Source organism: Pseudomonas cavernicola, assembly GCF_003596405.1.
In the GTDB taxonomy this organism is placed as follows: Bacteria; Pseudomonadota; Gammaproteobacteria; order Pseudomonadales; family Pseudomonadaceae; genus Aquipseudomonas; species Aquipseudomonas cavernicola.
Map to the genome: position 1 here is coordinate 729,339 of NZ_QYUR01000006.1, position 26,254 is coordinate 755,592.

General features: G+C 61.1%; 28 protein-coding genes and 1 pseudogene. 12 read left to right on the top strand and 17 right to left on the bottom strand.

The annotated features are described in order from the left end of the window. The 4 genes from D3879_RS19540 (at position 1) to D3879_RS19555 (ending at position 3,896) form a co-directional block, all read left to right on the top strand. Positions 1–951 carry an ABC transporter permease gene (locus D3879_RS19540; RefSeq protein WP_119955905.1) on the top strand — a complete coding sequence of 317 codons (951 nt, stop codon included), beginning with the start codon at positions 1–3 and terminating at the stop codon, positions 949–951. After that, positions 941–1,765 (top strand): ABC transporter permease, encoded by an 825-nt coding sequence (locus tag D3879_RS19545; RefSeq protein ID WP_119955906.1) that lies wholly within the window; start codon positions 941–943, stop codon positions 1,763–1,765. Before D3879_RS19540 ends, D3879_RS19545 begins: the two co-directional genes overlap by 11 nt. 138 nt (positions 1,766–1,903) lie before the next feature. Further along, positions 1,904–3,328, top strand: a complete 1,425-nt coding sequence (locus tag D3879_RS19550; protein WP_119955907.1) for a gamma-aminobutyraldehyde dehydrogenase — start codon at positions 1,904–1,906, stop codon at positions 3,326–3,328. Positions 3,329–3,419: 91 nt separating this feature from the next. Next, positions 3,420–3,896, top strand: coding sequence for an ester cyclase (locus tag D3879_RS19555; RefSeq protein WP_119955908.1), 477 nt, complete (start codon positions 3,420–3,422; stop codon positions 3,894–3,896). Positions 3,897–4,110: 214 nt separating this feature from the next. Here the strand turns inward: D3879_RS19555 and recJ are convergent, their stop codons facing one another. Both recJ and D3879_RS19565 read right to left on the bottom strand, forming a co-directional pair. Beyond that, complete coding sequence (gene recJ / locus D3879_RS19560) at positions 4,111–5,826, bottom strand: single-stranded-DNA-specific exonuclease RecJ (RefSeq protein ID WP_119955909.1); 1,716 nt, start codon at positions 5,824–5,826, stop codon at positions 4,111–4,113. A gap of 76 nt (positions 5,827–5,902) precedes the next feature. Then, the gene (locus tag D3879_RS19565) at positions 5,903–6,445 is read right to left on the bottom strand and encodes a YaeQ family protein (RefSeq protein WP_119955910.1); all 543 of its coding nucleotides are present in this window, start codon (positions 6,443–6,445) and stop codon (positions 5,903–5,905) included. A gap of 96 nt (positions 6,446–6,541) precedes the next feature. On the opposite strand from D3879_RS19565, the gene D3879_RS19570 reads away from it, so the two are divergent. Together D3879_RS19570 and D3879_RS19575 are read left to right on the top strand one after the other, a co-directional pair. Continuing rightward, positions 6,542–7,741, top strand: a complete 1,200-nt coding sequence (locus D3879_RS19570) for a CaiB/BaiF CoA transferase family protein (protein WP_119955911.1) — start codon at positions 6,542–6,544, stop codon at positions 7,739–7,741. A 94-nt stretch (positions 7,742–7,835) separates the two neighbouring features. After that, positions 7,836–8,636, top strand: a complete 801-nt coding sequence (locus D3879_RS19575; RefSeq protein ID WP_119955912.1) for a substrate-binding periplasmic protein — start codon at positions 7,836–7,838, stop codon at positions 8,634–8,636. Positions 8,637–8,696: 60 nt separating this feature from the next. Here D3879_RS19575 and thrC read toward each other — a convergent pair whose 3' ends face one another. The 4 genes from thrC to xerD form a co-directional block, all read right to left on the bottom strand. Continuing rightward, on the bottom strand, positions 8,697–10,106 hold the full coding sequence (gene thrC / locus D3879_RS19580) for a threonine synthase (protein WP_119955913.1): 1,410 nt from the start codon (positions 10,104–10,106) through the stop codon (positions 8,697–8,699). Between the two features lie 18 nt (positions 10,107–10,124). Next, entirely contained in the window at positions 10,125–11,429 is a 1,305-nt protein-coding gene (locus D3879_RS19585) for a homoserine dehydrogenase (RefSeq protein ID WP_119955914.1), read from the bottom strand. A gap of 112 nt (positions 11,430–11,541) precedes the next feature. Next, positions 11,542–12,267: a DsbC family protein gene (locus D3879_RS19590; protein ID WP_119955915.1), complete on the bottom strand. Its 726-nt coding sequence runs from the start codon at positions 12,265–12,267 to the stop codon at positions 11,542–11,544. Positions 12,268–12,360: 93 nt separating this feature from the next. Continuing rightward, the gene (xerD, locus tag D3879_RS19595; protein WP_119955916.1) at positions 12,361–13,257 is read right to left on the bottom strand and encodes a site-specific tyrosine recombinase XerD; all 897 of its coding nucleotides are present in this window, start codon (positions 13,255–13,257) and stop codon (positions 12,361–12,363) included. 174 nt (positions 13,258–13,431) lie between these two features. Between xerD and D3879_RS19600 the strand changes: the two are divergent. Both D3879_RS19600 and D3879_RS19605 read left to right on the top strand, forming a co-directional pair. After that, positions 13,432–14,357: pseudogene (locus D3879_RS19600) on the top strand (cation:proton antiporter); the annotation flags it as partial. A 109-nt stretch (positions 14,358–14,466) separates the two neighbouring features. Next, complete coding sequence (locus D3879_RS19605) at positions 14,467–15,141, top strand: cyclic di-GMP-binding domain-containing protein, MshE-related (protein WP_119955917.1); 675 nt, start codon at positions 14,467–14,469, stop codon at positions 15,139–15,141. 63 nt (positions 15,142–15,204) lie between these two features. On the opposite strand, the gene D3879_RS19610 is transcribed toward D3879_RS19605, so the two are convergent. From D3879_RS19610 to ffh, 6 genes are all read right to left on the bottom strand, one after another. After that, positions 15,205–15,636, bottom strand: a complete 432-nt coding sequence (locus D3879_RS19610) for an acyl-CoA thioesterase (RefSeq protein WP_119955918.1) — start codon at positions 15,634–15,636, stop codon at positions 15,205–15,207. A 230-nt stretch (positions 15,637–15,866) separates the two neighbouring features. Further along, the gene (gene rplS, locus D3879_RS19615) at positions 15,867–16,217 is read right to left on the bottom strand and encodes a 50S ribosomal protein L19 (RefSeq protein ID WP_119955919.1); all 351 of its coding nucleotides are present in this window, start codon (positions 16,215–16,217) and stop codon (positions 15,867–15,869) included. A 42-nt stretch (positions 16,218–16,259) separates the two neighbouring features. Further along, the gene (gene trmD, locus D3879_RS19620; RefSeq protein ID WP_119955920.1) at positions 16,260–17,012 is read right to left on the bottom strand and encodes a tRNA (guanosine(37)-N1)-methyltransferase TrmD; all 753 of its coding nucleotides are present in this window, start codon (positions 17,010–17,012) and stop codon (positions 16,260–16,262) included. A 20-nt stretch (positions 17,013–17,032) separates the two neighbouring features. Then, positions 17,033–17,569, bottom strand: coding sequence for a ribosome maturation factor RimM (rimM, locus tag D3879_RS19625; RefSeq protein WP_119955921.1), 537 nt, complete (start codon positions 17,567–17,569; stop codon positions 17,033–17,035). A gap of 5 nt (positions 17,570–17,574) precedes the next feature. Continuing rightward, positions 17,575–17,826 carry a 30S ribosomal protein S16 gene (gene rpsP, locus D3879_RS19630; protein WP_119955922.1) on the bottom strand — a complete coding sequence of 84 codons (252 nt, stop codon included), beginning with the start codon at positions 17,824–17,826 and terminating at the stop codon, positions 17,575–17,577. Positions 17,827–17,960: 134 nt separating this feature from the next. Next, positions 17,961–19,334 carry a signal recognition particle protein gene (ffh, locus tag D3879_RS19635; protein WP_119955923.1) on the bottom strand — a complete coding sequence of 458 codons (1,374 nt, stop codon included), beginning with the start codon at positions 19,332–19,334 and terminating at the stop codon, positions 17,961–17,963. A gap of 157 nt (positions 19,335–19,491) precedes the next feature. On the opposite strand from ffh, the gene D3879_RS19640 reads away from it, so the two are divergent. Continuing rightward, entirely contained in the window at positions 19,492–20,292 is an 801-nt protein-coding gene (locus D3879_RS19640) for a cytochrome C assembly family protein (protein WP_119955924.1), read from the top strand. A 10-nt stretch (positions 20,293–20,302) separates the two neighbouring features. Further along, a complete protein-coding gene (locus D3879_RS19645; RefSeq protein ID WP_119955925.1) occupies positions 20,303–21,595 on the top strand; it encodes an HlyC/CorC family transporter in 1,293 nt (430 codons plus the stop codon). Positions 21,596–21,646: 51 nt separating this feature from the next. On the opposite strand, the gene D3879_RS19650 is transcribed toward D3879_RS19645, so the two are convergent. From D3879_RS19650 to D3879_RS19670, 5 genes are read right to left on the bottom strand one after another with little or no spacing between them, the layout of a single operon-like run. Next, complete coding sequence (locus D3879_RS19650; RefSeq protein ID WP_119955926.1) at positions 21,647–22,378, bottom strand: SGNH/GDSL hydrolase family protein; 732 nt, start codon at positions 22,376–22,378, stop codon at positions 21,647–21,649. Beyond that, a complete protein-coding gene (purT, locus tag D3879_RS19655; protein ID WP_119955927.1) occupies positions 22,375–23,556 on the bottom strand; it encodes a formate-dependent phosphoribosylglycinamide formyltransferase in 1,182 nt (393 codons plus the stop codon). The genes D3879_RS19650 and purT overlap by 4 nt, the downstream gene beginning before the upstream one ends. A gap of 33 nt (positions 23,557–23,589) precedes the next feature. Next, positions 23,590–23,802: a DUF1289 domain-containing protein gene (locus tag D3879_RS19660; RefSeq protein ID WP_119955928.1), complete on the bottom strand. Its 213-nt coding sequence runs from the start codon at positions 23,800–23,802 to the stop codon at positions 23,590–23,592. Further along, positions 23,799–24,323: a gamma carbonic anhydrase family protein gene (locus D3879_RS19665; RefSeq protein WP_119955929.1), complete on the bottom strand. Its 525-nt coding sequence runs from the start codon at positions 24,321–24,323 to the stop codon at positions 23,799–23,801. Before D3879_RS19665 ends, D3879_RS19660 begins: the two co-directional genes overlap by 4 nt. Positions 24,324–24,349: 26 nt before the next feature. Next, positions 24,350–24,952, bottom strand: coding sequence for a CoA pyrophosphatase (locus D3879_RS19670; RefSeq protein WP_119955930.1), 603 nt, complete (start codon positions 24,950–24,952; stop codon positions 24,350–24,352). Positions 24,953–25,122: 170 nt separating this feature from the next. Between D3879_RS19670 and D3879_RS19675 the strand changes: the two genes are divergently transcribed. Together D3879_RS19675 and D3879_RS19680 are read left to right on the top strand one after the other, a co-directional pair. Then, positions 25,123–25,677, top strand: coding sequence for an NUDIX hydrolase (locus tag D3879_RS19675; RefSeq protein WP_119955289.1), 555 nt, complete (start codon positions 25,123–25,125; stop codon positions 25,675–25,677). Between the two features lie 38 nt (positions 25,678–25,715). Further along, the gene (locus tag D3879_RS19680) at positions 25,716–26,219 is read left to right on the top strand and encodes a L,D-transpeptidase family protein (protein WP_119955291.1); all 504 of its coding nucleotides are present in this window, start codon (positions 25,716–25,718) and stop codon (positions 26,217–26,219) included. Positions 26,220–26,254: the final 35 nt, after the last annotated feature.

Sequence of the window (26,254 nt, forward strand, 5' to 3'; positions counted from 1 at the left end):
ATGGAACTGTCGCTAAATGCCCAGACACCGCGGCCCAGCAATGGCCCGCTGCACCGCCTGTCCAACCTTCTGTATCGCAAGCCGAACCTGTACCTGGCGCTACTGCTGGTACCGCCGCTACTGTGGTTTGGCGCGATCTATTTCGGTTCACTGCTGACCCTGCTCTGGCAAGGGCTCTACACCTTCGACGACTTCACCATGACGGTGACGCCGGAGCTGACCCTGGCCAACCTGGCGGCCCTGTTCAACCCGGCCAACTACGACATCATCCTGCGCACCCTGAGTATGGCGGTTGCCGTGTCGCTGGTCAGTGCGATGCTGGCCTTCCCCATCGCCTATTACATGGCGCGCTACACCACGGGCAAGACCAAGGCGTTCTTCTACATCGCGGTGATGATGCCGATGTGGGCCAGCTACATCGTCAAGGCCTACGCCTGGACCCTGCTGCTGGCCAAGGGTGGCGTGGCGCAGTGGTTCGTCCAGGGACTCGGCCTGGAACCGCTGCTGCAATTCATCCTGGGCATTCCCGGCGTCGGCGGCAGCACCCTGTCGACCTCGCACGTGGGGCGCTTCATGGTGTTCGTCTACATCTGGCTGCCCTTCATGATCCTGCCGGTCCAGGCCGCGCTGGAGCGTCTGCCGCCGTCCCTGCTGCAGGCTTCCGCCGACCTCGGCGCGCGCCCCTGGCAGACCTTCGTGCAGGTGATTCTGCCGCTGTCGATCCCGGGCATCGCCGCCGGCTCGATCTTCACCTTCTCACTGACCCTCGGTGACTTCATCGTGCCGCAACTGGTCGGCCCGCCCGGTTTCTTTATCGGCAGCATGGTCTACGTCCAGCAAGGCGCGGTCGGCAACATGCCGATGGCCGCTGCGTTCACTCTGGTGCCGATCGTGCTGATCGCCATCTACCTCTCCATCGTCAAACGTCTGGGGGCCTTCGATGCACTCTGATTCTTCATCGCAAGGGCGGGCCTCCTGGGGCCTGAAACTGGCCGCCTGGGGTGGGCTGCTGTTCCTCCACTTCCCGATCCTGATCATCTTCGTGTACGCCTTCAACACCGAAGATGCCGCCTTCAGCTTCCCGCCGCAGGGCTTTACCCTGCACTGGTTCAGCGTGGCCTTCGCCCGCGCGGATGTGCTCGAGTCGATCAAGTTGTCGCTGCAAATCGCCTGCGTCGCCACCTTGATTGCGATGGTGTTGGGCACCTTGGCCGCCGCTGCGCTGTACCGCCGTGACTTCTTCGGCAAGGAAGGTATCTCGCTGATGCTGATCCTGCCGATCGCCCTGCCCGGCATCGTCACCGGGATCGCCCTGCTCTCGGCATTCAAGACGCTGGGGATCGAGCCGGGGGTGTTCACCATCATCATCGGCCACGCGACCTTCTGCGTGGTGATCGTCTACAACAACGTCATCGCGCGTTTTCGCCGCACCTCGTACAGCCTGATCGAAGCCTCGATGGACCTCGGTGCCGACGGCTGGCAGACCTTCCGCTACATCATCCTGCCGAACCTCGGCTCGGCTCTGCTGGCCGGCGGCATGCTGGCGTTCGCCCTGTCGTTCGACGAGATCATCGTCACCACCTTCACCGCCGGCCACGAACGCACCCTGCCGCTGTGGCTGCTGAACCAGCTGAGCCGGCCGCGTGATGTGCCGGTGACCAACGTGGTCGCGATGCTGGTGATGCTGGTGACCATGCTGCCGATCCTCGGCGCTTATTACCTGACCAAGGGTGGTGAAAGCGTCGCCGGCAGCGGCGGCAAATAACCAAGCACTCCCTCTCCCTCCGGGAGAGGGCCGGGGTGAGGGTGTGCGATGCCCGATCCGGCGCCGGTGTTAGACCAAAGATCGCGCCCTCTCCCTGAAGGGAGAGGGAACAAATGCACCCGACAAGAGGATTCATCCATGCAAACCAAACTGCTGATCAATGGCCAACTGGTCGACGGTGCAGGCGCCAGCCAGCCGGTACTCAACCCCGCCCTTGGCGCCCCGCTGCTGCATATCAACGAAGCCAGCAGCGAGCAGGTGGATGCCGCCGTACGCGCAGCCGACGCGGCCTTCGACAGCTGGTCGCAGACCTCGCCGAAAGACCGTTCGTTGTTGTTGCTGCGTCTGGCCGACAAGATCGAAGCGCATGCCGAAGAACTGGCCAAGCTGGAATCGGATAACTGCGGCAAGCCCTACGCCGCGGCGCTGAACGACGAGATCCCGGCCATCGCCGATGTGTTCCGCTTCTTCGCCGGTGCCAGCCGCTGCCAGAGCGGCTCCGCCGCCGGCGAGTACCTGCCCGGCCACACCTCGATGATCCGCCGCGATCCGATTGGCGTGGTCGCCTCCATCGCCCCGTGGAACTACCCGCTGATGATGGCCGCCTGGAAGCTTGGCCCGGCCTTGGCCGCCGGCAATACCGTGGTGCTCAAGCCGTCCGAACAGACGCCGCTGACCGCTCTCAAGCTGGCCGAATTCATCTCGGAGATCTTCCCCGCCGGGGTGGTCAACATCGTCTTCGGCCGCGGCCCAAGCGTCGGCAGCCCGCTGGTGACCCACCCGAAGGTGCGCATGGTGTCGCTGACCGGTTCGGTGGCCACCGGCTCGAACATCATCTCCAGCACCGCCAGCACCGTGAAACGCATGCACATGGAACTGGGCGGCAAGGCGCCAGTGCTGATTTTCAACGACGCCGACATCGCCGCAGCGGTGGAAGGCATCCGCACCTTCGGCTTCTACAATGCCGGCCAGGACTGCACCGCCGCCTGCCGCATCTATGCGCAGAAAGGCATCTACGAGAAATTCGTCGCCGAATTGGGCGCCGCGGTCGGCAGCATCAAATACGGCCTGCAGAACGACCCGAGCACCGAGCTCGGCCCGCTGATCACCGCGCAGCACCGTGAGCGCGCCAGCGGCTTCGTCGAGCGAGCCAGCGCGCAAACGCATATCGAGGTGGTTACCGGTGGCAAGGCCGTCCCTGGCGCCGGTTTCTTCTTCCAGCCAACCGTGCTGGCCGGCGCGCGCCAGGACGACGAAATCGTCCGCCGCGAAGTGTTCGGCCCGGTGGTCTCGGTCACCCCGTTCGATGATGAAGCGCAGGCGCTGGCCTGGGCCAACGATTCCGACTACGGTCTGGCCTCCTCGGTCTGGACCAGCGATGTCGGCCGCGCCCACCGCCTCGCCGCCCGCTTGCAGTACGGCTGCACCTGGGTCAACACGCACTTCATGCTGGTCAGCGAAATGCCCCATGGCGGGCAGAAGCTCTCCGGCTACGGCAAGGACCTGTCGATGTACGGCCTGGAGGACTACACCACCATTCGCCATGTGATGTTCAAGCACTGACTTTGGACTGCTGCGCTCGCGACGTCCAAAGGCCGCTTCCCACGACTGTCTCATCCGAGGCAGCCATTCACCCGCACCAGGAGAGACAACAGTGAACAACACCCTCCGCAGCATCGGTTTCCTCACGCTCTGCGCGTTCGCCGGCCTGGCCCAGGCCGCGGATGATGCCAAAGCCATAGTCGATGGCTATATGGCCGCCTGGAATGCCCACGATGTGGACAAGGCCGCAACCTTCCTCGCAGAGGATACCGAGTACCTCGACATCACCGTCGGTACCCCGCAAAAAGGCAAAGCCGCTGCCCGTGACAACGTGATCAAGGTATTCGTGACTGCCGTGCCGGACCTGACCTGGAAGATGACAGGCGAACCGATCGTCAGCGCCGATGGCATTGCCTTCCAATGGGTATTCAGCGGCACCAACAGCGGCGCCTGGAGTGCCGAGCTACCAGCCACCAACAAACCGCTGAAGTTTGAAGGGGTCAGCTTCATCCGCATCAAGGACGGCAAGATCGCCTATCAGGGCGACTACTACGACGCCCTCGGCTTCAACAAGCAGCTAGGCTGGTAAAGCCTGCTGCACCAGCCTTCGTCAGTGTCTGACGGAGGCTGGTGTGCGGTTGGAGAGCTGAGCCATGGATAGCCGTAGGTGCTCTCGTAGGTTGGCGCTGAGCGCAGCGATGCCCAACAAGGAGTCGCCCCGCGACTCCCTATTCACGGTCTCGGACTTAGACGCCCGGCCTTGCAGGCCGGTTGTTGGGCATCACCTTCGGCTCAGCGCCAACCTACCGTGGGGCGATATGCGCGATCAGCAGTTGCACGGTTTCCTGCCCGCGGTACTCGTTGACGTCGAGTTTGTAAGCCAGCTCAACCCAGCGCACCGTCGGGTTCGGCCACAGTTCACGGTCGACGCCGAAAGCGATGCCGTCCAGCTGCACCGCCCCGCATTCGCTTTTCAGCACGACTTTCAGGTGCCGCTCGCCGACTATGCGTTGCTGCACCAACTGGAACACCCCGTGGAACAGCGGCTCCGGGAAGTGCTGACCCCACGGCCCGGCATTGCGCAGGGCGCGGGCCAGCTCCAGGTGAAACTCTTCCACGGCCAGGGCGCCATCGGAGAGCAGCCGACCGGTCAGGTCGTCCTCGTCGAGCTGGCGCCGCACCTCGGCATCGAAGGCCGCAGCAAAAGCGCCGAAGTTCTCTTGCGGCAGCGACAAACCAGCCGCCATGGCATGCCCACCGAACTTGCTGATCAACCCCGGGTGCTTGGCCGCCACCGCGTCCAGCGCATCGCGCACATGGAAACCCGGCACCGAACGGGCCGAGCCTTTCAGCACGCCATCACCGGCGTCGGCGAAGGCGATGGTCGGGCGGTGGTAGCGTTCCTTCATCCGTGAGGCGAGGATGCCGATCACGCCTTGGTGCCAATCCGGCTCGAACAGGCAGAGGCCGAACGGCATGGCCTCGAGCGGTAAATCCTTGAGTTGGGCCAGCGCTTCGCGCTGCATGCCTTGCTCGATGGCCTTGCGGTCCTGATTCAGTTGATCGAGCTGCACCGCCATCTCGCGCGCCAGCACGTCGTCGTCACAGAGCAGGCATTCGATGCCGAGACTCATGTCGTCCAGCCGCCCGGCCGCGTTCAAACGCGGGCCGAGGATGAAACCAAGGTCGGTGGAGGTGATGCGCTCAGGCTGGCGCCCGGCCACTTCCAGAATCGCCCGCAAGCCCGGCCGCGCGCGACCAGCACGAATACGCGCCAAGCCCTGATGCACCAAGATGCGGTTGTTGGCATCCAGCGGCACCACGTCGGCAACACTGCCAAGCGCGACCAGATCGAGCAGCTCGGCCAAGTTCGGCTCTTTCAGCTGAGTCCGGTTAAACCAGTCCAGCTCACGCAGCCGTGCGCGCAGCGCCAGCAGCACATAGAAGATCACCCCGACACCGGCCAGCGCCTTACTCGGGAATTCGCAGCCATGCTGGTTGGGATTGACGATGGCGTCCGCCGCTGGCAGCTCATGGCCGGGCAAGTGGTGATCGGTAACCAGCACGCTCAGGCCAGCGGCTTTCGCCGCCGCGACACCTTCGACACTGGAAATACCGTTGTCCACGGTCACCAACAGCTGCGGCTGGCGCTCCAGCGCGACTGCGACGATTTCCGGGGTCAGGCCATAGCCATATTCGAATCGATTCGGCACCAGGTAATCGACATGCGCCGCGCCGAGCATACGCAGGCCAAGCAGGCCGACCGTGCTGGCGGTGGCGCCATCGGCATCGAAGTCGCCGACGATCAGGATGCGCTGGCCCTGCTCCAGCGCCAGCACCAGCAAGTCGATGGCCGCATCGATGCCTTTGAGTTGCTGATAGGGAATCAACCGCGCCAAACCTTTATCCAGCTCAGCGGCGGACTGCACGCCCCGGGCGGCATACAAACGCGTCAACAGGGGCGGCAGGTCGCCGAGAAACGGCAGGGTTGCAGGCAGTGGGCGGGGCTCGATACGCATGGACTCACTCGATCTCGGTGCTTTTACTCCCCTCCCCCTTCAGGGGGAGGGGCTGGGGGAGAGGGGATGGATCACCTCAGCCGCGGTCACCCATCAACCATTCCAGCTGCACTTCATGCTGGCCACGATCATCGGTGACGAAAATCGTGCCTTCGCTGATCATCACCGCCCAACTGATGCTGCGCGGCATGTCTTTGGCCAGCTCTTCCAGGGCTTCCTGTGGCACAGCGGCGATATTGACGTTTTTCAGCATCTTCGCCCCATCGACCACCTTGCTCTGCCACACGCGCAAGCTGCCATAGGCCAGCAGACTGGTGCGTTCGGTGCGGCGCGAGCACCAGGTCAGGCGATCGACATCCGGCTGGCCGACTTCGATCCAGTGCAGCACGCGACCATCCAGGCTTTTCTCCCAAAGCGCCGGCTCATCCACGTCGGACAGGCCGCGGCCGAACGCCAGTTGCTCGTTGTACCAAAGGGCATAGGCCAGCAGGCGCACGGTCATGCGCTCTTCGGTTTCGGACGGGTGGCGAGCGATGGTCAGACGCGACGTTGCATACACCCCGCGGTCCAGATCGGTGAGATTGAGGTCGACTTTATAGGTCGTGGAAGGCTGGGCCATGAACGGGCTTCTAGGTACGGGGAAAGGCGGCAAGTCTACCCCAAGCGACCCGTGCAGGTTAGAGTCGCGGCCACTGTCTGATGCACGGGTACGCCAATGAACCTTGCCACCAAACCCCTCGCCGGCCTGAAAGTCATCGAACTCGGCACCCTGATCGCCGGTCCGTTCGCCTCGCGCATTTGCGCCGAGTTCGGCGCCGAGGTGATCAAAGTCGAATCGCCAGATGGAGGCGACCCACTGCGCAAATGGCGCAAGCTCTACGAGGGTACCTCGCTGTGGTGGTTCGTGCAGGCGCGCAACAAGAAGTCGCTGACCCTGAACCTCAAGCACCCGGCTGGCCAGGCCATCCTCAAACAACTGCTGAGCGAAGCGGACATCCTGATCGAAAACTTCCGCCCCGGCGTGCTGGAAAAATTCGGCCTCGGCTGGGACGTGCTGCACGCGCTGAACCCGAAACTGGTGATGGTGCGCCTCTCCGGTTTCGGCCAAACCGGCCCAATGAAGGATCAACCAGGCTTCGGCGCGGTCGGCGAATCCATGGGCGGGCTGCGCTATATCACCGGTTACGAGGATCGCCCGCCGGTACGCACCGGCATCTCCATCGGCGACTCGATTGCCGCCCTCTGGGGCGTGATCGGCGCGCTGATGGCGCTGCGCCACCGCGAAGTGAATGGCGGTCAGGGCCAGGTGGTCGACGTGGCGCTGTACGAGGCGATCTTCGCGATGATGGAAAGCATGGTGCCGGAGTTCGACGTGTTCGGATTCATCCGCGAGCGCACCGGCAACATCATGCCCGGCATCACCCCCTCCTCTATCCACACCTCCAGCGACGGCAAGCATGTGCAGATCGGCGCCAACGGCGACGCGATCTTCAAACGCTTTATGCTCGCCATCGGCCGCCAGGACCTGGCGGATGACCCGAACCTCGCCAGCAACGACGGCCGCGATGCACGCCGCGACGAGCTGTACGGGGTGATCGACCGCTGGGTCGGCTCGCTGCCGCTGGACACCGTGTTGAGCACGCTGAGCACCGCTGAGGTGCCAGCCAGCCGTATCTACTCCGCGGAAGATATGTTCGCCGACCCGCAATTCCTCGCCCGCGAGATGTTCCTCTCCGCCAAGCTGCCGGATGGCAAGCCCTTCAAAATGCCGGGGATAGTGCCCAAGTTGTCGGAAACCCCTGGCTCGGCCGACTGGGTAGGACCGGAGTTGGGCGAGCACACTGCCGAGGTGCTGGCGGCGCTGGGCTACAGCTCCGAACAGGTCGCAGCGCTACGTGGCGAAGGCGCCATTTAGCGCGGGCCTGGGTGCGAGGCGTCATCTATGCGCCGCCAAACCCGCTAGAGTGAAACCCAGCGCTGGAAACCGAATCGCGGACGAGAAAGGCCCCATGAAGAAGTTCGCCCCTGCCCGCCTGCTGGCATCGCTGCTCCTGACCCTGGCCGGCGGCCTTTGCGTGTCGCTGCCGGCGGTCGCCGAGCCCTCGGTCGCTGGCGATCCAGCCCTGCACTTCACCGAAGAGGCCAACTGGCCGCCCTTTACCGAAGAAACCCACGGCCTGGCCAGCAAGGGCCTGTCCTACGACCTGCTGCAACTGGTTGCCAAGCGCATGGGACGGCAGGCGGATATCGAGCTGCTGCCACAACAGCGCATCATGCAGAAGCTGCGCCAGGGCGAAAAAGACGGCGCCACCCTGGTCAGTTACAACGACGAGCGCGCCAGCTTCCTGACTTTCTCCGACCCCATCCTGCAAAAACGCGGTTACGTCTATTACAACGTCAAGCGTCCACTGCCTATCCAGTTCAACGACTGGCGCGACCTGCAGGGGCTGCTGATCGGTATCGTCATCGGCCACAACTACGGCGCCGCTTTCGATCAGGCGCGACGCGAGCTACCGTTGCAAGTGGTCGAAGTGGTTTCCGTGCAGCAGCTGTTCGAAATGGCCAAGCTCGGCCGCGTCGATGCCTTCCTGGCCATCGACCTGACCGCGCTCGAGCTCATGCGTCGCCCCGAGTTCAGCGGGCAAATCGCCCATGCCCCGCGGCCCTATTACGAAGCGCCCTATTTCATGGCTCTGGCGCGTCACTCGGCGGCCAGTCAGTTGCTGCCACAACTCAACCAGGCGATCGGCGCCTTGAAGCAAAGCGGCGAACTGCAGGCCCTGCTGATGCGCTACGGCATCGCCCAGTAGCTTTACGCACAAACGAAAAGGCCGGCTTCGCAGCCGGCCTCGCTTCGCTGGTAGCACGCCCTAAAGCGGTTTTCCCCGATTGCCATGCTGGCTGACAAAGCCCTGAATCGTCTTCAGGTCATTGGCCAGTACAGTGCAACGTTCTTTCCGCTCGAACAGGTCGGTCAGGTGCGCCGGCAGTACCGGTGCCTGGCCGACGCCGGCCTTAACCACCGCTTCGGGGAATTTCACCGGGTGTGCGGTGCCGAGCACCACCATCGGCACGGCCAGGCTGCGGCGGCAATCGCGGCCGGCTTTGACGCCGATGGCGGTGTGCGGGTCAAGCAGCTCGCCGCATTCCTCGAACACCTGGGCGATGGTTTCGCAGGTTTCCTCGTCATTGACCGCGAGAGAATCGAACAGCTTGCGCGCCTCGACCCAGCGATCTTCTTCGACGCTGAAACCGCCACCCTGCTTGAAGGTATCCATCAAACCAGCGATGGCGGCGCCGTTGCGGCCGTGCAGGTCGAACAGCAGGCGCTCGAAGTTCGAGGAGACCATGATGTCCATCGACGGCGACAGGGTCGGGTGCAGGGTGTCTTTCACATACTGATTGCCGCTCATGAAGCGATGCAGGATGTCGTTACGGTTGGTCGCGACGATCAACTGGCTGATCGGCAGGCCCATGTTGCGCGCCAGGTAGCCGGCGAAGATGTCGCCGAAGTTGCCGGTCGGCACCGAGAACGCGATGGAGCGGGCCGGACCGCCGAGCTGCAAGGCTGCATGGAAGTAGTAAACGATCTGGGCCATGATCCGCGCCCAGTTGATCGAGTTGACCGCCACCAGCCGCGTGCCTTTGAGGAAGCCCTGGTCAGCGAAGCTGTCCTTGACCATCTCCTGGCAGTCGTCGAAGTTGCCTTCGACGGCGATGTTGTGGATGTTCTCGCCGAGGATGGTAGTCATCTGCCGGCGCTGCACTTCCGAGACGCGGTTGTGCGGATGGAGGATGAAGATGTCGACGTTATCGCAACGACGGCAACCTTCGATGGCCGCCGAACCAGTATCGCCGGAGGTGGCACCGAGGATCACCACGCGTTCGCCGCGCTTCTCCAGCACATAATCGAGCAGACGGCCGAGCAACTGCAGGGCGAAATCCTTGAACGCCAAGGTCGGGCCGTGGAACAGCTCCAGCACCCATTCGTTGCCATTCAGCTGGCGCAGCGGCGCCACGGCGTTGTGGGCGAACACGCCGTAGGTTTCTTCCAGGATCTTTTTGAAGTCGGCATCCGGAATGCTGCCGGTAACGAACGGGCGCATCACCCGGAAAGCCAGCTCGTGGTACGGCAGGCCGGCCCAGGAGGCGATCTCTTCAACACTGAAGCGCGGCAGGTTCTCCGGCACGTACAGGCCGCCGTCGCTGGCCAGGCCGGCTAGCAACACATCTTCGAAATTCAGGGCCGGAGCCTGGCCGCGGGTACTGATATAACGCATGACCACTTCCTCTTAAATCTAGTTCAACTGCTCGACGCGGATCCGCACTACGCTGCCGACCACATCGTTCAGGGCTTCCAGGGCGGCGATAGCGTCGTTCATGCGTTTTTCTTCCACGCGATGCGTGACGAGGATCATCGGCACCAGGCCGTCGTGTTCTTCGACTTCCTTCTGCATGATCGATTCGATGTTGATGCCGCGTTCAGAGAGGATGGTCGCCACCTGAGCCAGCACACCCGGATGATCCTTGGCCTGGATGCGCAGGTAGTAGGCGCTTTCGCAGGCTTCGATCGGCAGGATCGGGTGGGCGGACAACGAGTCCGGCTGGAAGGCCAGGTGCGGTACGCGGTTTTCCGGGTCGGTGGTCAGTGCCCGCACCACGTCGACCAGATCGGCCACCACCGACGAAGCGGTCGGCTCCATGCCGGCGCCGGCGCCGTAGAACAGTGTGCTGCCTGCGGCGTCACCGTTGACCATCACCGCGTTCATCACGCCGTTGACGTTAGCGATCAGGCGGTCGGCCGGGATCAGGGTCGGATGCACGCGCAGTTCGATGCCGGCAGCAGTGCTGCGCGCCACGCCCAGGTGCTTGATGCGATAACCCAAGGCTTCGGCGTAGTTGACGTCGGCGGTAGTCAGCTTAGTGATGCCTTCGGTGTAGGCCTTGTCGAACTGCAGCGGAATACCGAAGGCAATGGAGGCGAGGATGGTCAGCTTGTGCGCGGCATCGATACCCTCGACGTCGAAGGTCGGGTCCGCTTCGGCATAGCCGAGTTCCTGGGCTTCTTTCAGCACGTCTTCGAAGGCGCGGCCCTTCTCACGCATTTCAGTGAGGATGAAGTTGCCGGTACCGTTGATGATCCCAGCCACCCAGTTGATGCGGTTGCCGGCCAGGCCCTCACGAATCGCCTTGATCACCGGGATGCCGCCGGCCACAGCGGCCTCGAAGGCGACGATGACGCCCTTCTCGCGGGCCTTGGCGAAGATTTCGTTGCCGTGAACGGCGATCAGCGCCTTGTTCGCAGTGACCACATGCTTGCCGTTTTCAATGGCCTTGAGCACCAGTTCGCGAGCGACGGTGTAGCCACCGATCAGCTCGATGACCACGTCGATTTCCGGGTTGCTGGCAACGTCGAAGACGTCGTTGGTAATGGGTGTACCGGTAATGTCGCACAGAGGGTTCTGCGAGCGCAGGGCAATCTGCGCCACTTCGATGCCACGCCCGGCACGCCGCGCGATTTCCTCGGCGTTGCGTTTGAGCACGTTGAAGGTACCGCCACCGACGGTACCCAGCCCACAGATGCCTACTTTGACCGGTTTCACACTGAACTCCCCATCTGCACTGCGTAAAACGGCCGGAGCAAGCTCCGGCCGTAGAAAAGAGCCGCACCTTACGAAGCGGCTCTCTATTAGTCAATCAAGTGCCAAGCGCGGATTACTTAGCCTCTAGCGCTATTTTGGCCAGCTGCGGGGCTGGCTGATAGCCTGGAATCAGTTGGCCGTTAGCCAGGACGATGGCCGGTGTGCCATTCACCCCAATCATCTGCCCCAACTGGAACTGCTTGGCCACCGGGTTTTCACACTGCGCGGCAGGCAGCTCTTCGCGGCCTTTGGCCAGGTTCATCGCCGCCTGGCGGTCCTTCGAGCACCAGACGCTCACCATGGTGTTGTAACCATGGCTACCCAACCCCTGACGCGGGAAGGCGACATAGCGCACTTCGACACCCCGACGGTTCAGCTCCGGGACTTCGCTGTGCAGTTTCTGGCAGTAGCCACAGTCGGTATCGGTGAACACGGTGATATGCGTTTTCGGACTTTTCGGCGCAAACACCACCATTTCGCTCAGCGGAATCGCATTGACTTCCTTGGCGATGGAGCGGCTTTCGGCTTTTTCCGTCAAGTTCACCGCCTCACCGTCCTTGAACTGGAACAGATAGCCTTGAATGATGAACTGGCCATCGGCGCTGGCATACAGCAAACGCCCGCCCTTCAGTTGAATCTGAAACAGACCGGGCATGGTGCTTTCCGCAATCGCCTCGATCGCCATGTCAGGTTGCAGCGACTGCAGCGTCTTGCGGATGGCCTGATCGGGATCGGCAGCCAGAGCAAGCGTGCTGGCCAAACCGAGGGCTACGGCGGCGAAAATTCGGGTCACGCGCATGGATACTCCTGTCGAGCGGCGGACGGTACAACGGTTGACGAAGCCTACCATAGAAGCCTTTGCAGGCCGACCGCAGCAGGTCGGACGGGCGTCTCAGCCTCGTGGATGGTGCTGCGCATGCAACTCCTGCAGACGTGCACGAGCGATGTGGATATAAATCTGCGTGGTCGACAGATCGCTGTGACCTAGCAACATCTGCACCACGCGCAAGTCGGCACCATGGTTGAGCAAATGCGTGGCGAAGGCATGCCGTAAGGTGTGCGGCGACAGCGATTTAGCGATCCCGGCAACCTTGGCCTGATGCTTGATCCGATACCAGAAAGTCTGCCGAGTCATCTGCTCGCCACGCTGACTGGGAAACAGCACATCGCTCGGTTTGCCGTCCAGCAGAAAGGGCCGCGCCTCCCGCACGTAGCGCTCGATCCAGATGATCGCCTCTTCACCCAGCGGCACCAGCCGCTCTTTGCTGCCCTTACCGAACACCCGCAGCACACCTTGACGCAGGTTGACCTGCTCAAGAGTCAGGCTGATCAGCTCGGTCACCCGCAGGCCACAGGCGTACAGCACTTCGAGCATGGCACGGTCGCGCAGACCGATCGGCTCACCCAACTCCGGCGCTGCCAGCAGCGCTTCGACATCGGCTTCGGATAAGGATTTAGGCAGCGGCCGCCCCAGTTTCGGCATCTCCACCTGCAAGGTCGGATCAGTTGCGATCAGGTTTTCCCGCAGGAGAAAGCGGTAGAAGCCGCGCAGCCCTGAGAGAAAGCGCGCGGTAGAACGCGCCACATAGCCGGCATCCAGACGCCAGGCCAGGTGATCGAGGATCACTTCGCGGCCAGCATCCGGCAATTCCAGGCCACGTTCCTGCAACCAGCCGTTGAAATGCGCGAGGTCGCTGCGATAGGCCGAACGGGTATGTTCTGACAGGCCTTTCTCCAGCCACAGGGCATCAAGAAAGTGGTCAATCAACGGATGGTCAAGAGCGGGCATGTGGGGGCTATGTCTGGCGTGAAGGCGACGGTAGTCTTTCACAGCCTGGCCATGTACGGCCAGGGTAGTCCGCCCCCAAGGAAACTAGATGAACGAGCAACACATCCTTCTCGCCATCGGTGGTATCGGAGCCGCCGCCCTCGCCTGCCAATGGTTGGCCTGGCGCCTGCGGGGGTGCTCTTGCTGCTGGTGATCCAATTCGTCGCGCGGCCGCTCAACGTAGCGCTCTCCACCTGGGGGCCAGCCTCAGTTGGCGAGAACGCGGGCTGCTGGCCTGAATCGCCCCGCGTGGAATCGTTGCCGCCGCGGTCTCGGCCATCTTCGCCATTCGCTTGGCCGAAGCCGGACACGAGGGTGCCGAGTTACTGGTGCCACTGACTTTCGCCGTCATCATCGGCACCGTGGTCCTGCAAAGCGCTACGGCGCGGCCGGTGGCGCGCCTGCTGAAGGTCGCGAAGCCGGCCCCGAGCGGATTTTTGATTGTCGGTGCACACCCGATGGCACGCACCTTCGGCAAGGCCTTGCAGCAACTGGGCAGTCGCGTCTTGCTGACCGACTCCAGCTGGGAAAATATCAGCGCCGCACGCATGGAAAACTTGCCGACTTATTTCGGTAATCCGGCCTCGCAACATGCCGAGGCAAATCTCGACCTGGTCGGTTTGGGCTACCTGCTCGCTCTGTCTCGGGCCGGCGAGTTGAATACCCTGGCCTGCATGCGTTTTCGCCATGAGTTCAGCCAGCAGAGCCTGTACAGCCTGGCCAGCGGCCTGGAAAATCGCCGCAGCGACAAACACCGCGCCAGTCACGAACACCGTGGTCAGGCCTTCGGTAGCGAGGCACTGACCTACTCGCAACTGGTCAGCAAACAACACCAAGGCGCCGAACTGCACAGCACCACTCTGACTCCCGGCTTCGGCTGGAGCGACTACCAAGCGTTGCATGGCACCCGCGCCGTCTTGCTATTCGCCCGCGATGCCGAGGGGCGGGTACATGTCGTGACTCCCGGGCATCGCTTGTTGCCGCAGCCGGGCTGGATATTGGTCGCCTTGATTGAACCTGACAGCAGTGCCGACAGCGACACGCCCAGCCAGTCGCACTAGGCCTACGCTCGTAGAAAAACAGCTCGTCACCCTATCTTTGGGTTGGTGACAGCCGTGCCTGGTAAAGCCATGATTGCATCTCGCCACTACAGCTTGCCGGACGCACTCCATGCCCAATCAACAGCGCTCACGCCTTGGTCAGATCCTGCTCAACAAGGGATTGATCAGCCACGCCCAACTGGAGGCGGCCATTCGACTGCAACTCACCAGCCACGTGCGCCTCGGTGAGATTCTGCTCGAACAAGGTCTGCTGACCGAGCGGCAGCTGACCAAAGCCCTGAAGAAACAAAGCAATCTACGCATCGCTGCCACGCTAGTCGCCGCCCTGCTCAGCCCTTTCCAAATGGCCAGCGCGGATATTCGCCAACCACCCAGCAGCCTCAGCCGCCAGGAAACCCCGCGGGGCTTCCAACCCTTGAGCGACTTGGAGATGAGCGATGTTAGCGCCCAAGGGTTGGACGACGTGCTGCAAGGGCTATTCATGCAGGCGGAAAATGGCGATGGGCTTGGCACGGTCAGTCAGCTGGCCAAGCTAGTCATGCCTGTGCTGAATAATCTTGAAGCGGAAACCTCGATGACTGATGTGCGCTACGACACCAGCAAACTCACGTCAGCCATCAATGCGGACGGCACACTGAACGTGCGCCTGCCCAGCTCCATCGGTGAGCTGCGCTTCGACAACATCCGCGTGACGGCTGCGCCCCCGGGCCAGAGCCTCGGCAACCTGAACCTGCAAGACATCGACTTATCACAGGCCTCACTGAAAATCAGCTTGCACCCCTGAATCGAGTGCAAGCAAAAGGCGCCTGACTGGCGCCTTTTTTATATCTACTCATTTTTGTCTGAATCAGGCTGCAGCGTTGGGCTGTACGACTGAGTCAGGCAACACCGGAACCGGATGTTTGTCCTCGTCGATGGCGACGAAGCTGAACAAACCATTGATGGCCTTCTCGCGACCGTCACTGTACATGCTCTCGACAAACACCTCGACCTCAACCTTGAGGCTGGTATTGCCGACCTTAACCACTCGACCCACTAGCTCGACGATGGAGCCGGCGGGGATCGGATGCTTGAAATCGATGCGATCAGAGGACACCGTTACCAGCGGCAAACGGCAAAACCGCGTGGCGGTGATAAACGACACTTCATCCATCCAGGCCAGCGCGGTGCCACCGAACAAGGTGTTGTGATGGTTGGTGGTCGGCGGGAATACCGCCTTGGTGACGCGGGTTTCCGACAGATCAGTACGCCGGAGGATTTCTTGCTCTCTAAGGGTCATACCACTACTACCTGAATGAATCACTGTGGCTGCCACTGTGCTGCGGATATTGTCGTTGTTGTGCGCTGCCGCCTGGGCAGGCGCTAGTAGCTTGTGTGGCGAGCTCCATTAGTTAATGAACTAACCGTACAAACCACTTGTCACTGGAAAACATGCCTTTGGCAAACTCCAGGCAAGCAGGCAAGAAAAAAGCAGCCCGTGGGCTGCTTTTTTCGCAAAGAAAACCGGGATTAAGCCAGTTTTTCCTTGATACGTGCTGCCTTGCCGGACAGGTCACGCAGGTAGTAAAGCTTGGCTTTACGCACGTCACCACGACGCTTCACAGCCAGGCTATCAACCAGCGGGCTGTAAGTCTGGAAGGTACGCTCAACGCCAACACCGTTGGAAATTTTACGAACAGTGAAAGCACTGTTCACACCACGGTTACGCTTGGCAATTACCACGCCCTCGAACGCTTGCAAACGCGAACGATCGCCTTCTTTCACTTTAACCTGAACGACTACGGTGTCGCCCGGAGCAAAAGGAGGAATCACTTTGCTCATCTGCTCTGCTTCGAGTTGCAGAATAATTTTGTTAGTCATGCTGTGCTCCTAAGACAAACCAACTGGCTTGCCATCGATACGTTAACTATCGTCCCGTTGTCGGAGATACTCCGCCAACAGCTTTTTCTCTTCTCCAGAAAGCGAGCGGCTTTCCAGAAGATCGGCGCGCCGTTCACTAGTCCGACCAAGGGACTGCTGCAAACGCCAGCGCCGGATATGTGCGTGATTGCCACTCAGCAACACGTCGGGAACGCGCTTATCCGCATACACCTCCGGTCGGGTGTAGTGCGGGCAGTCGAGCAAGCCATCCGTAAAGGAGTCTTCCTCAGCCGAATCCGCATGACCCAATGCACCGGGCAGCAGACGCGTCACCGCATCGATCAGGACCATCGCCGGTAGCTCGCCACCGGAGAGTACGTAGTCACCAATCGACCACTCTTCATCGACATGCGCTTCAATGAAACGCTCATCGATGCCTTCATAACGCCCGGCGATGAGGATCAAAGCCTCCTCTTTCGCCAGTTCGCGGACCGCCGACTGCTTCAGTTGGCGGCCTTGCGGCGACAGGTAAATCACCTTCGCCTTCTCTCCGGCGGCTTGCTTGGCATCCGCCAAAGCGCCTTCCAGAGGCTTGATTTTCATCACCATGCCCGGACCGCCACCAAAAGGCCGATCATCCACCGTCTGGTGGCGATCTTCGGTGTAGTTCCGTGGATTCCAGCAGGTCAGCTGCAATAGCCCCTGTTTCACCGCGCGGCTGGTAATGCCATATTCGCTGATGGCTGCAAACATTTCCGGGAACAGACTGATGACTTCGACGCGCAGGCTAGCCATGATTACTACTAACCAGTTGCTTAAAAGTCCGCATCCCAGTCAACCCGCATCTCGCCGGCCGCCAGATCAACCGTCAACACACAGTGCGCCGTGTAGGGCAGCAAGCGTTCACGATCATCCAGGCTGTCTGCACAGGGCTTGACCACCATCACATCATTAGCGCCAGTTTCCAGCAGGTGATCGATGCGCCCGAGCAATTGCCCGGCCTGGTCGATGACCTTCAAACCTTTTAGCTGGTACCAGTAGTACTCGCCGTCGGTCAGATCTGGGAGCAAGCTGCGGAGCACACAAATTTCGAAACCCGCGAGAAGGCGTGCCTCTTCACGGTCATCGAGCCCCTTCAGCTTTGCCACGAGGACCTTGTTCTGCAAGCGCCCGCTGGCAAGCTCAACCTGTCGAACCTCACCGTCACGCCTAAGCGTCCAGCGATGGTAATCCAGCAGGTTGTCAATCGGATCGGTAAAGGAAAAGACCTTCACCTCGCCGCGAACACCGTGCACCGAAACAATCTTACCGATGACGATCAAATCATCGGCGGGAGCTGGCGTCGCGTTCATGCTGCTTAGGCTGCTGCCTTAGCGGCATCCTTGAGCAGCTGAGCAACACGCTCAGACGGCTGTGCGCCCTGGCCGAGCCAGTAGGTAGCGCGTTCCTGATCAACGGACAGACGCACTTCACCACCAGCGGCAACCGGGTTGAAGAAGCCAATACGCTCAACGAAACGACCGTCGCGCGCATTGCGGCTGTCGGTCACGGTCAGGTGGTAAAACGGGCGCTTCTTGGAGCCGCCACGGGCAAGACGGATGGTTACCATGTGAACATCGTTCCTGTAGTCGGTGCTGCAAAACTAAAAATGCATGCTGGGCACTAGGCCCGAAAGGCCGCATATTCTAAGGATTATCAGGCTTTTTGCAAATCTCTTTTTCAGCCGCCTTATGACAGCCCCCCTTACATCTTCGGCATGCCGCCAGGGAACATCCCGCCCATGCCGCGCATCATCTTGGCCATACCGCCTTTGGCGGTGACCTTTTTCATCATTTTCTGCATTTGCTTGTGCTGCTTGATCAATCGCCCAATGTCCTGCACTTGAGTGCCGGAACCCATGGCGATGCGACGCTTACGCGAGCCGCTGATCACGTCCGGGTCACGCCGCTCGCCTGGAGTCATCGAGTTGATGATGGCTTCCATCTGCTTGAACTGCTTCTCCGCCGCGCCCTGGGCGTTACCCATTTGCGCCAGGTTGACCCCACCGATATTCGGCAACTTGTCCATCAGCCCACCGAGGCCGCCCATGCTTTTCATCTGTTGTAACTGATCACGGAAGTCTTCCAGATCGAAGCCTTTGCCTTTCTTCAGCTTCTTCGCCAGCTTGTCGGCTTTCTCACGATCGAGGTTCTGCTCAGCCTGCTCGATCAGGCTGAGCACATCCCCCATGCCGAGAATGCGCGAAGCGATACGATCGGGATGGAAAGGCTCAAGCGCATCGCTCTTCTCGCCCATACCAATGAACTTGATCGGCTTGCCGGTAATCGCCCGCACCGACAGTGCTGCGCCGCCACGAGCGTCACCATCGACCTTGGTCAGCACTACGCCAGTCAGCGGCAGCGCCTCGCCAAAGGCCTTAGCGGTGTTGGCCGCGTCCTGACCGGTCATGGCATCCACCACGAACAGTGTCTCGATCGGCTTGATCGCGGCGTGAACCGTCTGAATTTCGGCCATCATTTCGGCATCGATATGCAGACGACCGGCGGTATCGACGATCACGACATCGATGAACTTGAGCTTGGCTTCCTTGATCGCCGCTTCAGCGATGGCCACCGGCTTCTGGCTGAGGTCCGAGGGGAAGAAGGTCACGCCAATATCGGCAGCCAAGGTTTCCAGCTGCTTGATCGCCGCTGGGCGGTAAACGTCCGCCGAGACCACCATCACCGTCTTCTTTTTGCGCTCTTTCAGAAAGCGCGCCAGCTTGCCGACCGTGGTGGTCTTACCCGCACCTTGCAGGCCCGCCATCAACACGACCGCAGGTGGCGTTGTGTTCAGCGCCAGATCTTCGTTGGCCGCGCCCATTAGCTCTTCGAGCTCGGCGCGGACGATCTTCACGAAGGCCTGCCCCGGCGTCAGGCTTTTAGATACTTCTGTGCCGACTGCGCGGTCTTTGACCTTATTGACGAAGTCTTTGACCACCGGCAACGCGACGTCGGCTTCGAGCAAGGCCATGCGCACTTCACGCAAAGTATCCTTGATGTTGTCCTCGGTCAGCTTGGCCTTGCCAGTGACATTACGCAGGGTCTGGGAGAGGCGGTCGGTAAGATTTTCGAACATGCGCGTTCCTTTCAGGCTCTCTGGAGCCGAGGTTGAGCTTGCGGCAAGCGGCAGATTATAACGAAGACTCAGCAACGCCGACACCGCCAGCGGTCTTTCGTGAATTGGCGGTTTTATGCCACACTCACGGTCTTTCGGGCTCGCCTTACAAGGATTTATGCACCCTCTGCTGCCCAGCCTCGCTGCCGCCTGCCTATATGCCGGCGCTACGGCCTACCAAGGCATTCGCCTGTCCCAGCGCGTAGCGCCGGACAAACGCTTGCTGACCCTACTCGGCGTCCTCGCCCTGCTCGCCCATGGCTTCAGCCTGTTTATCCAGCTGATCACCCCGGCCGGTCTCAACCTCGACTTCTTCAGCGCCGCTAGTCTGATCACGGCTTCGGTGATCCTCTTGACGCTGCTGGCGTGCATACGGATTCCTGTGGAGAACCTGCTCCTGCTGCTGTTCCCACTGGCCTGCTTAACAGTTTTGCTAGCGCTATTTGTCCCAGCCGGCACGGTGCAAGTGATTGACGAAGAGCCTGGCATCCTGGTGCATATCCTATTGTCGATCCTGGCTTACGGCATGCTGACCATCGCTGCACTCCAGTCGCTGCTGTTGCTGCTGCAGGATCACCAACTGAAGAATAAACACCCGTCCGGCCTGAGCAAAAACTTCCCGCCGCTACAAACCATGGAAAGCCTGCTGTTCGGTTTTCTCTGGGCCGGCTGGGTGCTGCTGTCGTTGTCGCTGCTGTCCGGCTGGCTGTTCCTCGAAGACCTATTCGCCCAGCATCTGGCACATAAAACCTTGCTCGCCGGCGTGGCGTGGGTGATTTTTGCCGTGCTGCTGTGGGGCCGGCATCAGCGCGGCTGGCGCGGGCACAAGGCCATTCGCTGGACGCTGGCCGGCTTCTGCCTGCTGATGCTGGCGTATTTCGGCAGCAAGCTGGTACGCGAATTCATTCTGCACATGTAGGTCGCCGCCTGTGTACGACTTAAATCCTGCGTTCCTGATTGGCTTGCTGGTATTCCTGATTGCTTGCTCGGCGTTTTTCTCCAGCTCCGAAACCGGCATGCTCAGCCTCAACCGCTATCGCCTGCGGAATTTGGCCAAGCAAGGACATCGTGGCGCCAAGCGTGCCAGCACCTTGCTGAACCGCCCGGATCGCCTGCTTGGGATCATTTTGGTTGGCAACACCTTCGTCAACATTTTCGCCGCCGCGATCGCCACCGCCCTGGCCATACAGTTGTGGGGCGATGCAGGCATCGCGATCGCCACCGTGGCACTCACCATCATCCTGCTGATTTTCGGTGAAATCGCCCCAAAAACGCTGGCCATCCTGCGCCCGGAAGCGGTCGCCTACCCCACCAGCCTGCCGCTTATGCTGCTCTTGAAGATTCTTTCGCCGCTGGTGTGGCTACTCAATGGCGTAAGTAATGGCCTGCTCAAGCTGTGTGGTGTCGACCCGAGCAGCAAACGCAATGACGGCCTGACCACCGAAGAGCTGCGCAGCGTGGTGCGCGAATCGAGTCACGAGCTGCCGCAGAACCGCCAGAGCATGCTGCTCGGCATTCTCGACCTGGAAACCGTCACGGTGAACGACATCATGATCCCGCGCAATGAAGTCGCCGGGATCGATCTGGAAGATTCACTGGAAGACATCATTACCCAACTGCGCACCACGCCCCACACGCGATTGCCGGTGTTTCGCAACGACATCAACCAGATCGAGGGCGTGGTGCATATGCGCCAGATCGCCCGCCTGCTGACCCACGACCAACTGACTAAAGAAGCCCTCAGCCAAGCCAGCCACGAACCGTATTTCGTCCCGGAAAGCACGCCGCTGTCGATTCAGCTGGTCAATTTCCAGAAGCACAAGCGGCGCATCGGCATCGTTGTCGACGAGTATGGCGATGTGCTCGGCATCGTCACCCTGGAAGACATCCTCGAAGAAATCGTCGGCGACTTCAGCAATCAGGACGCCCTGCGTAGCCCGGACATTCACCCGCAGGACGACGGCACCCAGGTCATCGACGGCGCGGCCTATATCCGCGAAGTGAACAAGGCGCTGGGCTGGAGCCTGCCCTGCGATGGTCCCAAGACCCTCAACGGCCTGATCACCGAGGCACTGGAAAGCATTCCAGAGAGTGCCGTCTGCCTGAAGATCGGCCCGTACCGCCTGGAAATCCTGCAATCCACAGACAATCGAGTGAAGAGCGTGCGGGTCTGGCGGCCCACACCAATCGCTCAGCCCACACCGCAAAGCGAATCAGACTGAAATCGAACTGGCCAAGCCTGACGCACACCGCCTCGTTGTGCCGCGCTTAACTTAGTTGGGCTCTTCACTCAGCCACAGCGCCAGCGCCTCTCCCCAAACCCGATAACCAAGCACCGACGGGTGATAACCGTCGATCGCAAGGTAATCCTTGCGCATGGTGACTGCTGCGGGGCAATACGCCGCGCCCAACCGCTGCGCAAGCAGGCACAACTGGTTATCGAGCAGGCTTGCACGCCAACCGAGCAACTGCCGCAATAGCCAGGGTAAAGCGCTGAAATGCTGCAGGGGTGGCACCGCGGTACAGACCACTTGCGCGCCCTGCGCACGGAAATGATTAATCAACCGCTCGAGAGCGTTATGCCAGGTACGCGAAGAGCTGCACTGCGTGGTGTCGTTGACGCCAAACACCAACACCACCAAATCGGCGGGCGGCTCCTGCGCCAAGGGCAGCCAGTGCCTGCAGGCCTGCTCGGCCGTGATGCCATTCTCGCCCAATGCCCGCCATGACACTGGCCGCCCCAGCCGTTCAGCCAGAGCGCTCGCCAGTTGCCCCACCAAGGCAAAATCCAGACACGAAACGCCAACCCCCGCTACCGTAGACTCCCCGAGCAACAACAGACGCAGCGGCGCAGCTGGAAACGCCACACCTGCCAATCCATGAGTCGGACCCGCGGCCGGAGCAAGACGCAATGCGCTACGTCGAGTCTGCAGCGCTAGCGGCAGCAGCACCGGCAACAGTGGCAGCGCGACCGCCCACCAGGCCCAGCCGCGCCAAGATCTCAAAATGCGACAGTCACCGCCTGTGCCGCGCGAGTCGCCTTGGCCCGAGCGGCCTCGATCGACTCATCACGCGCAAGGGCTACGCCCATGCGGCGCTGGCCACTGACTTCAGGTTTACCGAACAAGCGCAGCGCGGTATCCGGCTCACTCAGAGCGGCGCCAAGGTTGGCGAAACTGGTTTGCGTCGATTTACCTTCGACTAGTACTACCGCAGAAGCCGAGGGGCCGAGCTGACGAATCGCCGGAATTGGCAGGCCAAGAATGGCACGGGCATGCAGGGCAAATTCGGAGAGATCCTGGGAAATCAGCGTCACCAGTCCGGTATCGTGCGGGCGTGGCGAAATTTCGCAAAACCACACCTGGTCACCTTTAACGAACAGCTCAACGCCGAACAATCCTCGCCCACCCAACGATCCGGTGACGGCAAGGGCAATCCGCTCGGCCTCGGCCCGCGCCTTCGGACTCATCACCTGCGGCTGCCAGGACTCTTGATAGTCACCCTTGACCTGGCGATGGCCGACCGGCTGACAGAACGTAGTACCGCCGACATGCCGAACGGTGAGCAAGGCAATCTCATAGTCGAAGTCGATAAAACCCTCGACGATCACCCGCCCCTTTCCCGCACGGCCACCCGCCTGGGCATAGTCCCAAGCAGCTTGCAGGTCATCCAGGCTTTTCAGCACCGACTGCCCCTTGCCCGAGGAGCTCATGATCGGCTTGATCAGGCACGGAAAGCCCAGCGCTTCAACCGCCTCCTGGCACTCTTGAAAAGAGTCGGCAAAGCGATAAGGCGAAGTCGGCAAACCCAGCTCTTCCGCCGCCAGCCGACGAATACCTTCACGATTCATGGTCAGCTGCGCCGCACGCGCCGTAGGAATCACGGTGAAGCCTTCGACCTCCAGCTCGGCCAAGGTGGCGGTGGCAATGGCTTCGATTTCCGGAACGATGTAGTGCGGCTGCTCCTGCTCGATGACCGCGCGTAGCGCCGCCCCGTCGAGCATGTCGACGACATGGCTGCGGTGCGCCACCTGCATGGCCGGCGCATTGGCATAACGGTCGACGGCAATCACTTCAACGCCCAGGCGCTGCAGTTCGATCACCACCTCCTTGCCCAGCTCACCAGAGCCGCAGAGCAAGACGCGCGTCGCACTCGGCGACAAAGGGGTTCCGATACGGGGCATGGGAGCATCCTTAGAAATAAAAGGGTTCGGCAATCAAAAAGATTTTGTCGGCTCAATCAACAACTGGCCATTGGCGCGGGCGCGCTCCAGGCAGAGGCTCAGCACGTGGCGCCGCTCGCGGTTATCCATGCGGCTCCAGCGGGTGATTTCCTCCACATTGCGCTGGCAGCCGATGCAGATATCCGCATCGTCCAGCGCACAGACACTCACGCAAGGCGAGGCCACTGGACGCTCAACGTCCATCAAGCGTCCTGCTCGACCAAATCGCGCGCGTAGCGCTGGGCGTTATGTACGTAGTGCGCGGCGCTGGCTTCGAGCATTTTCTTCTGAGCTTCAGTCAGCTCGCGCACCACCTTACCCGGTGAGCCCATCACCAAAGAGCCGTCCGGAATTTCTTTGCCTTCGCCAATCAAGGCGTTAGCGCCGATGATGCAGTACTTGCCGATCTTGGCGCCGTTGAGCACCACGGCGTTAATCCCGATCAGGCTGTACTCGCCGACCGAGCAGCCATGCAGCATGGCGTTATGACCAATGGTCACGCCCTTGCCGATGGACAGTGGATAGCCCATGTCGGTGTGCATCACCGTTCCGTCCTGCACGTTACTGTTCTCACCGATATGGATCAGTTCGTTATCGCCACGCAGCACCACGTTGAACCAGACACTGGCCCCAGGCTCCAGCTTGACCTTGCCAACCAAGGTGGCATTCGGCGCAACCCAACTGTCCGGATGCACGTCGACACTCGACTGTCCCAGGCGATATTTCATGATGTTGCCCTCAAAACTGCGACCATTCAGCCCAGGTTGATAAAGGATTCGGAAGGCTGATGCAGGGAGATCCCTGCGTCGTAAAGCAGATTGACCAATTCAACCACCATGATCGCGGTCAGGCCCCAGATTTTATATTCGCCATAGCGATAACTCGGTACATACCAACTGCGGCCGAGGTAGTCGATGCGATGAGTCATCTCCCGCGGATCGTCGCGAAAGAACTCCAGCGGCACCGTGAAGACCGAGGCGATTTCGCCATCGTTGGCCTGATACTCGACGTAAGCGGGGACAATGCCAACATAAGGTGTGACCTGAATGCCGTGCCGCGACACCAGGCTACTGAGCGGGCCAATCACTTCGACCAAACCCGCCGGCAGACCGATTTCCTCCTGCGCCTCACGCAGCGCGGTATCAATCAGATCGCGGTCTTCCGGGTCGCGCCGCCCACCGGGGAAGGCGACTTCGCCGCCATGGGTCGACAGACCACTGGCACGCAAAGTCAGCACCAGTTCCGGCGCGTCGCTGCGGGTGATAGGCACCAGCACCGCCGCCTCTGGGAAGCTATGGTCGGTCTCCAGAACGCGCGGCGTATAGCTGCGCACACGGTGGAGTAGCTCATCGAGCATGGGCATTCTCGGTCTTTTGTTCTGCTCGGCATCATGGCATGAAAGAACCGGCTCGCCCAAGCCCTGCGCCACCAGGTGGCATCATTCAGCAGCGTGACTTTGCCTCCTCGACAACTTGCCGCCAAGGCCACCCGCGCGCCAAGATGGACGACGAACACAGAGGATCCGGCATGAAGTTTTGTAGCCAGTGCGGTAGCCCCGTGACGCAGCGCATTCCGGAGGGCGATAACCGCCCGCGCTTCGTCTGCGTTGAGTGCCAGACCATCCATTACCAGAACCCGCGAATCGTCGCCGGCTGCGTGCCAGTATGGGGCGAGCAAGTACTGCTCTGCCGTCGAGCGATTGAGCCGCGCCGCGGCTACTGGACGCTCCCCGCCGGCTTTATGGAGAACGGTGAGACCATGCAGCAGGCTGCCGCCCGGGAAACGCTGGAAGAGGCTTGCGCCCGCGTGCAAGGGCTGAGCCTCTACACCCTGTTCGATCTGCCGCATATCAGCCAGATGCATGTGTTTTTTCGCGCCGAGCTGGTCGACCTGGACTTTGCCGTCGGCGCCGAAAGCCTGGAGGTGAAGTTGTTCCACGAACGTGACATCCCATGGTCAGAGCTGGCTTTCCCGACGGTCGGCCGTACCTTAGAATGCTACTTTGCCGACCGGGTAGCGCAGACCTACCCCGTGCGCAATGAGTCCGTTGAGGCCTTGCGCGCGCACTACAAGAAAACGTGACCGCCATGGCGGCTCCGATGACCTGGGATATAGCTCCGATGCGCTGGTTGTTAGCGGTTCTCTGTTTATCTTTTGCCACTTTATCCCACGCCAATGCCGCGCCGACTCTCGACGGCAAAGCCGTGGACAAGGTTCTAGTGGTGAAATCCGAGCGCAAGCTGCTGCTAATGGGACACGGCCAGGTGCTGAAGGCCTATCGCGTTTCTCTCGGCAAGCAACCCGAAGGCGCCAAACAGCGCGAGGGCGATCGCCGCACTCCAGAAGGTTTCTATTGGATCGACTGGCGCAAGAACAGTGACAAATACAACCTGGCCATGCATATCTCCTACCCGAATATCCGCGACCAGGCTAACGCGCGCAAAGAAGGGGTTCCGCCTGGCGGCATGATCATGATCCACGGCACGCCATTGGATGAGGAGTACCCGGAGTGGTATTTCCATACCCTGGATTGGACCGAAGGCTGCATCGCCATGAAGAACAGCGACATGCGTGAAATCTGGAATGTGGTAAAAGATGGCACCCTGATCGAAATCCGCCCGTAGGGTGGGTGAAACCCACCATCCAGCACCATTGGTGA